Genomic DNA, 6779 nt, shown 5'->3' with positions numbered 1-6779 from the left:
GCCGGCTTCGAGTTCACGGATGGTGCGGACACTCAATCCGGCCTGCTCGGCGAGCTCCTCCTGCGACAGCTCGGCCTGGACCCTCAGGTCGAGCACTGCGCTTCGACCCGATCTACGAGCCGATCTCGCGGCGTTTCAAGGACAACCCGGACGAGTTCGCGGACGCGTTCGCCCGCGCCTGGTTCAAGCTGACCCACCGCGACATGGGTCCGGTCGTTCGCTACCTCGGCCCGGAGGTTCCGACCGAGCCGCTGATCTGGCAGGACCCGCTGCCGGCGGCGACCGGCGAGCAGCTCGGTGCCGACGACATCGACGCGCTGAAGGCGCAGATCGCCGCGTCCGGACTGTCGGTGGCGCAGCTGGTCTCGACCGCGTGGGCGTCGGCCTCGACGTTCCGTGGCAGCGACAAGCGTGGTGGCGCGAACGGTGCGCGGATCCGGCTTCAGCCGCAGAGCGGCTGGGAGGTCAACAACCCGGACGAGCTGGCACAGGTGCTGAGCACGCTCGAGGGTGTGCAGAAGGCGTTCGGCAAGCCGGTCTCGCTGGCCGACCTGATCGTTCTGGCCGGTGGCGTCGGTGTCGAGGTCGCGGCGAAGAACGCCGGCCACGAGGTCGTCGTACCGTTCACGCCTGGTCGTACGGACGCAACCGCTGAGCAGACCGACGCCGACTCGTTCGCGGCGCTCGAGCCGCAGGCGGACGGGTTCCGCAACTACTACGGCAAGGGCAGCCGCTACCCGGCCGAGTACCTGCTGCTCGACAAGGCGAACCTGCTCACGCTGAGCGCGCCGGAGCTGACCGTGCTGGTCGGCGGCCTGCGTGTCCTCGGTGCGAACTACGACGGCTCCAAGCACGGTGTGCTGACCGAGGCGCCGGGCTCGCTGACCAACGACTTCTTCGCGAACCTGCTCGACCTGGGCATCGAGTGGAAGTCGACGGACGAGAGCCAGGAGACCTTCGAGGGCCGGGACGCGAGTGGCTCGGTCAAGTGGACCGGTACGCGCGCGGACCTGGTCTTCGGTTCGAACTCCGAGCTCCGGGCGGTCGCCGAGGTCTACGCCAGCGACGACGCGAAGGACAAGTTCGTCCAGGACTTCGTCGCCGCCTGGACCAAGGTGATGGACCTGGACCGCTTCGACGTCGCCTGATCCCTGCCTCATCACAAAGCCGGCTCCCATCTCGGTGGGGGCCGGCTTTGTGCTGACCGGGTTCCTGCTGAGTTCCTTGTGAGGGCTTTGATGCGCGTGACAGGCTGACAGCGTTGTTCATCGGGCGGAAGGAATCGGGCCATGAGGTTTCACCATGATCGGGAGCCTGCGGGCGATCTCACGTTCAGTGACGTGTTCCTGGTGCCCAATCGGTCCAGGGTCGCCTCGCGGCTCGATGTGGATCTGTCGACCAGTGACGGCAGCGGTACGTCGATTCCCGTAGTCGCGGCGAATATGACGGCGGTGTCCGGGCGGCGGATGGCGGAGACGATCGCGCGGTGTGGCGGGCTGGCGGTGATACCGCAGGACATCCCGGTGGATGTGGTCGCGGACGTCGTTGCCTGGATCAAGGAACGGCATCCGGTGCACGACACCCCACTGGTGCTGCCACCGACCGGGACTGTGGGCGAGGCGCTGAACCTGTTGCCCAAGCGCGGTCACGGCGCGGTGATCGTGGTCGATCGCGGCAGGCCTGTCGGCGTGGTGACGGAGGCGGACTGCTCCGGCGTCGACCGGTTCACCCAGCTGGACGGGATCATGTCCCGCGAGTTGCTGACAGTCCCGGCCGGGATCGACCCCGAGACCGCGTTCAACCAGCTGCACGACGGCCGGCACCGGCTTGCGCCCGTGGTGGATGCCGACGGCACCATCGTCGGGATCCTCACTCGTCAGCGCGCGCTGCGGGCCACGCTGTACGACCCGGCCCTCGATGCCAATGGCAAGTTGCGGGTCGCTGCCGCGATCGGGATCAACGGAGACGCCGAGCAGAAGGCGAAGGCGCTGCTCGATGTCGGCATCGACGTACTCGTGATCGACACCGCGCATGGGCATCAGGAGCGGATGATCGAGGTTCTCGAGCTGGTTCGGGGTCTCGAGCCCAGCGTCCCGATCGTGGCCGGCAATGTGGTCACCGCGGAGGGCGTGAGCGACCTGATCGCCGCCGGCGCGGACATCGTCAAGGTCGGAGTCGGTCCTGGCGCGATGTGTACGACGCGGATGCAGACCGCGGTGGGCCGTCCGCAGTTCTCCGCCGTACTGGAGTGTGCGACGCGAGCTCGTGAGCTGGGCAAGCACGTGTGGGCGGACGGCGGCGTACGGCATCCGCGGGACGTGGCGCTGGCGCTCGCGGCGGGCGCGTCCAGCGTGATGATCGGGTCCTGGTTCGCCGGGACGTACGAGTCGCCGGGGGATCCGCATCGAGACAGCAACGGGCGGATCTACAAGGAGAGCTTCGGGATGGCGTCGGCGCGGGCGGTCCGCTCCCGGACGACGGACGACACCCCGTTCCAGCGAGCCCGGAAGGGCTTCTTCGGCGAGGGAATCTCGACCGCCCGGATGTATCTCGACCCCGAGGCGCCGAGTGTCGAGGACCTGCTGGACTCGATCGTCTCCGGCATCCGCAGCTCCTGCACGTACGTCGGTGCCGCCAATCTGGCCGAGTTCCACGAGCGTGCCGTGGTCGGGCTCCAGACCGCCGCCGGGTACGCCGAGGGCAAGCCGCTCGACACGAGTTGGTGACCGGAGCGGCCGTCGTACGACGAATTCCGTCGCGAAACCCTTGCGTAAACGACTACATCCGTTCTCATCCCCGGGGTGAGATTGAGGGCACAACAATCTCATGCCCCGGGCGATAGGCAGCGTCGGCGATCGCTGGCACTGTGTAGTCAACGGGGGAAGAGGGACAGGACGCAAAGGAGGATCTGCCGGGGGAGTCGCCGATCTCGCAGGGGGTGTGGGATCGATCGACGCGGGGGCTTCAAACTTCCGGCGTCCTGAAACGTGGTCGCGGGTGGTGCAGCGGGGTTCGGCCGAGGCTTGGGAGGGCGACTCGGGAACTCCGTCACCACCTGCGACCGCTATCTCTGCCTGCCCAAAGCCTGGCAATCCCTGCCATCCGGCGGCATAGTCGAGTGATCGAGCTATCAGGGGTCACTTCGGGAGCCGGCGTCGTGGAGGGAGACAGGGGCGCGCCGCTGCGGGTCGACGCGGAAACCGCGATCATCCTGCGCGAGGCGTACCACAAGATCGAGGCACTGTTCCGTGCTGACCACTACGGGCTGTACGACTACGTCCGGGTGGTGGCCGGGAAGGTGGCTCGCGTCGACGCGTTCTTCGTCGGCTTCCTGCAGGGCAGCAACCGCGTCCGCTACCCCTACGCGTACGACGAGGGCCGGTACGTCGACCCGGACACGCACATCTTCGGCCCGAACGGCCAGACCGCGTGGCTGTTGAAGCACCGGCAGACCTATCGCTTCGCCTACGACCAAGGGTCCGCGCTGCATGCGGGTCTGCCGCTCGGTGATTCGACCCGGCGGTCGCAGGACGTGGTCACCGTGCCGATCTTCCGGCCGGTGAAGGACGGCCCGGACCAGCTGTTCGGGATGCTGTCGATGCAGAGTTACGGGACGGACAGCTACGACGACAACGCGGTTCGGGCGTTCGAGTGGCTGTGTGCTCTGGTCGAACGGGTGCTGACCCGGGAAGGCGAGGACCGGGAGGCGTTGCGGCGGTTGCCGGCCGGTGACATCGGGCCGAACCTGCTGACGTCGGACCACGTGATGGAGTACCTGACCCACCGGGTCGCGTCGATCCGGGAGATCGCGGCCGAGGCGATGGACGAGCCCGACGTCGGTGCGTCCGTCCACACGCACCTGTCCCGGATCGTCGATGCCACCGAACACATCCAGTCCGAGCTGATCGAGATGCTGATGGAGACCGACGAGGGTCCCGAGCGCCGGTACTCGACCCTCACCAAGGCCCAGCAGGGTGTCGCGGTCCTGCTCGTCGACGGATTCGACAACGACCAGCTCGCCGCCGAGCTCGGCATCAGCCTGAACACGGTCAAGACCCACCTAAGCGCAATCCTCCGCAAATACGGCATGGCCAACCGCGCCCAGGTCGCCGACGACGTCCGCAAATACCTCGCCCGCTAGCCCCTCAACCCCGCCCGCCAGGCCCTCAACCTCACCCGTGGGCCGTCAACCTCGCCCGGTAGGCCTCGACCTCGCTCGTGGGCCGTCAACCTCGCCCGGTAGGCCTCGACCTCGCTCGGTTGGAATCGACCTCGCCCGCTAGCCCCTCAACCTCGCCCGGTGGGCCGTCGACCTCGCAGGCGGGCGGACCGCCAGATCATCACAGCGCGCAGCCGGGGGCGCGGGCCTGGCGGGGACCCGGTGCGGGCCGGGTGCGGGCCCCGGCGGGGCCGGTGCGGGGACCTGCGCCCGGCGGCGCACTGTGATGGCGTGGGGGTCTGGTTAGTAGGAGCGGGCGGCGAAGGCGGTTAGGCCTTGTTCGTTGTCTTCGGTGGGGAGGCTTCCGTCGGGGCGTTGCAGGCAGCGGACCGAGATGCCGGCTGCGCCCAGCCGGTCCTCACCCTCTTCGCCGACTTCGTCGTACGGCAGGCTGACCCAACCGTCCGGGGCCGCCTCGAGCGCCTCGTCCACGGTGTTCACTGCCGTGGTCCGCGCCGCGTGCTTGCGGGCTGCCTCGTCGAGGAGGTGGGTCTGGTCCGCCTCGATGCCTCCGACAACTTCCCGGGTGAGATCCGCCAGGTTGACGGCTTCCTTGCTGGAGTCGCGGAGCCTGCGAACCACCGTCGCCACGTTGGCGGCGAGATCGCGCGGGCCGAGCTCGATGCGGATCGGAACGCCCTTGAGTTCCCAGTTCACCGCGCGGCGGCCGAACGGCTGGTCGGTGCGGTCGTCGACCATGACGCGCAGACCGGCTGCGGTGAGGTCGGCGGCGATGCGCTGGGCTGCTTCGATGGTCTCGTCCCGGACCGCGAGTACGACGACCTGCGTCGGTGCGACGAGTGGTGGGATCCGGAGCCCGGCGGCGTCGCCGTGGACCATGATCAGGCCGCCGACCATCCGGGTGGTGCTGCCCCACGACGTGGTCCACGCGAGCTCGCGCTGCCCGTCGCTGGACAGATAGCCGATGTCGAACGCGCGGGCGAAGTTCTGTCCGAGCTCGTGCGAAGTCCCCATTTGCAGGGCTTTCCCGTCGCCGGTCATCGCTTCCAGGGTCATCGTGTTGACGGCGCCGGCGAAGCGTTCCCGGCGGGTCTTGCGGCCGGGCACGACCGGGATCGCCAGGATGTTCACCATCACGTCGCGGTATACGTCGTACAGGATCCTGGTGGCGAAGGCGCGGGCGTCCTCGGCGGTGGCGTGGGCGGTGTGGCCTTCCTGCCAAAGGAATTCGGTGGTGCGGAGGAACAGGCGTGGTCGTAGTTCCCAGCGGACCGCGTTGGCCCATTGGTTCAGGAGGAGGGGGAGGTCGCGGTAGCTCTGGATCCACTTCGCCATGTATTCGCCGATGACAGTTTCCGAGGTTGGGCGGACGATCGCGGGCTCTTCGAGTTGCTTGCCGCCGGCATGGGTTACGACGGCGAGTTCGGGGCTGAAACCCTCTACGTGCTCGGCTTCTCGGCGTAGGTAGCTTTCGGGGATGAGCAGTGGGAAGTAGGCGTTGGCGGCGCCGGTGGCCTTGATCCGTTGGTCCATGGCGGATTGCAGGTGTTCCCAGATCCCGTACCCATACGGTCGGATGACCATCGTCCCCCGCACCGGCCCGTTATCGGCGAGCTCGGCTTTGGCAATCACATCCTGGAACCAGCGGGGAAAGTCCGTTGCTTGATCAGCAAGCACGGATCGGGTTGTGGTCATGCGCCCCAAGTTTAGGAGCGGTGGTGCGTGGCCGCCCCTCAATTAAAAGCAGCAGCTCCCGGCGCCCTACCGGGCACCAGGAGCTGCAAAAGGAAAGAATTGGACGTGACGAAGGCGGCTACCGGTGGTTGACGAGGAGCGCTTGCCGCTGCTGCCGAGGTGACCGGCCGCGCCGTGCTCAGAGCGCGACCGGCTCGCCGCCGATCCCCGCGAGGCGGCCGCCTTGGCCACCGCTGGTTAGAGGGAGGCTAGGGCGGTGTTCCAGGTTTTGGAGGGGCGCATTATGGCTGCTGCCTTGGTGGGGTTTGGTTGGTAGTAGCCGCCCAGGTCGACGGGGTGGCCTTGGACGCTGTTGAGCTCGGCGACGATGGTCTCCTCGTTCGAGGCGAGGGTCTCGGCCAGGGGGGTGAAGGCCTTGGCGAGGTCGGCGTCGTCGGTCTGCTTGGCCAGCTCCTGGGCCCAGTACAGGGACAGGTAGAAGTGGCTGCCGCGGTTGTCGATGCCGCCGACGCGACGGGTCGGGGACTTGTCCTCGTTCAGGAACGTCGCGGTCGCCCGGTCGAGCGTGTCCGCGAGGACCTGCGCCCGCGCGTTGCCGGTCGCCTGCGCCAGGTGCTCGAAGCTCGCGGCCAGCGCGAAGAACTCGCCCAGGCTGTCCCAGCGCAGGTAGTTCTCCTTGACCAGCTGCTGGACGTGCTTCGGCGCCGAACCACCCGCACCGGTCTCGAACAGACCGCCGCCCGCCATCAACGGCACGACCGACAGCATCTTCGCGCTGGTGCCGAGCTCGAGGATCGGGAACAGGTCGGTGATGGTTTCGTTGACGGGTACGGGTGGGCGGATGGAGCATGGGGGCTCGGCTAGTTGGGGAGGTTCTGGTGGCGGAGGTTGTGCGGGCCGGGTT

General features: G+C 67.9%; 5 protein-coding genes and 1 pseudogene. 3 read left to right on the top strand and 3 right to left on the bottom strand.

Going from position 1 to position 6779, the window contains the following annotated elements; all coding sequences use genetic code 11:
- The coding region (locus tag AB0L70_RS41675; RefSeq protein ID WP_363692483.1) for a helix-turn-helix transcriptional regulator at positions 1-96 on the bottom strand (96 nt) is incomplete at its 3' end.
- Between AB0L70_RS41675 and AB0L70_RS41670 the strand changes: the two are divergent.
- The 3 genes and pseudogenes from AB0L70_RS41670 to AB0L70_RS41660 all read left to right on the top strand — a co-directional run.
- A pseudogene (locus tag AB0L70_RS41670) lies at positions 93-1148 on the top strand (peroxidase family protein); the annotation flags it as partial. The gene AB0L70_RS41675 and the pseudogene AB0L70_RS41670 sit on opposite strands and share 4 nt — an antisense overlap.
- 141 nt (positions 1149-1289) lie before the next feature.
- Positions 1290-2726, top strand: coding sequence for a GuaB1 family IMP dehydrogenase-related protein (locus tag AB0L70_RS41665; RefSeq protein ID WP_363692482.1), 1437 nt, complete (start codon positions 1290-1292; stop codon positions 2724-2726).
- A 431-nt stretch (positions 2727-3157) separates the two neighbouring features.
- On the top strand, positions 3158-4141 hold the full coding sequence (locus AB0L70_RS41660; RefSeq protein ID WP_363692481.1) for a LuxR C-terminal-related transcriptional regulator: 984 nt from the start codon (positions 3158-3160) through the stop codon (positions 4139-4141).
- 321 nt (positions 4142-4462) lie between these two features.
- Here AB0L70_RS41660 and proS read toward each other — a convergent pair whose 3' ends face one another.
- Both proS and AB0L70_RS41650 read right to left on the bottom strand, forming a co-directional pair.
- The gene (proS, locus tag AB0L70_RS41655; RefSeq protein WP_363692480.1) at positions 4463-5875 is read right to left on the bottom strand and encodes a proline--tRNA ligase; all 1413 of its coding nucleotides are present in this window, start codon (positions 5873-5875) and stop codon (positions 4463-4465) included.
- Between the two features lie 237 nt (positions 5876-6112).
- On the bottom strand, positions 6113-6779 hold a 667-nt coding region (locus AB0L70_RS41650), incomplete at its 5' end, for an NADP-dependent isocitrate dehydrogenase (protein ID WP_363692479.1).

The organism is Kribbella sp. NPDC051952 (assembly GCF_040680855.1).
In the GTDB taxonomy this organism is placed as follows: Bacteria; Actinomycetota; Actinomycetes; order Propionibacteriales; family Kribbellaceae; genus Kribbella.
The sequence above is the reverse complement of the archived record's forward strand: the minus strand, read 5'-3'. Positions and strand labels throughout refer to the sequence as shown.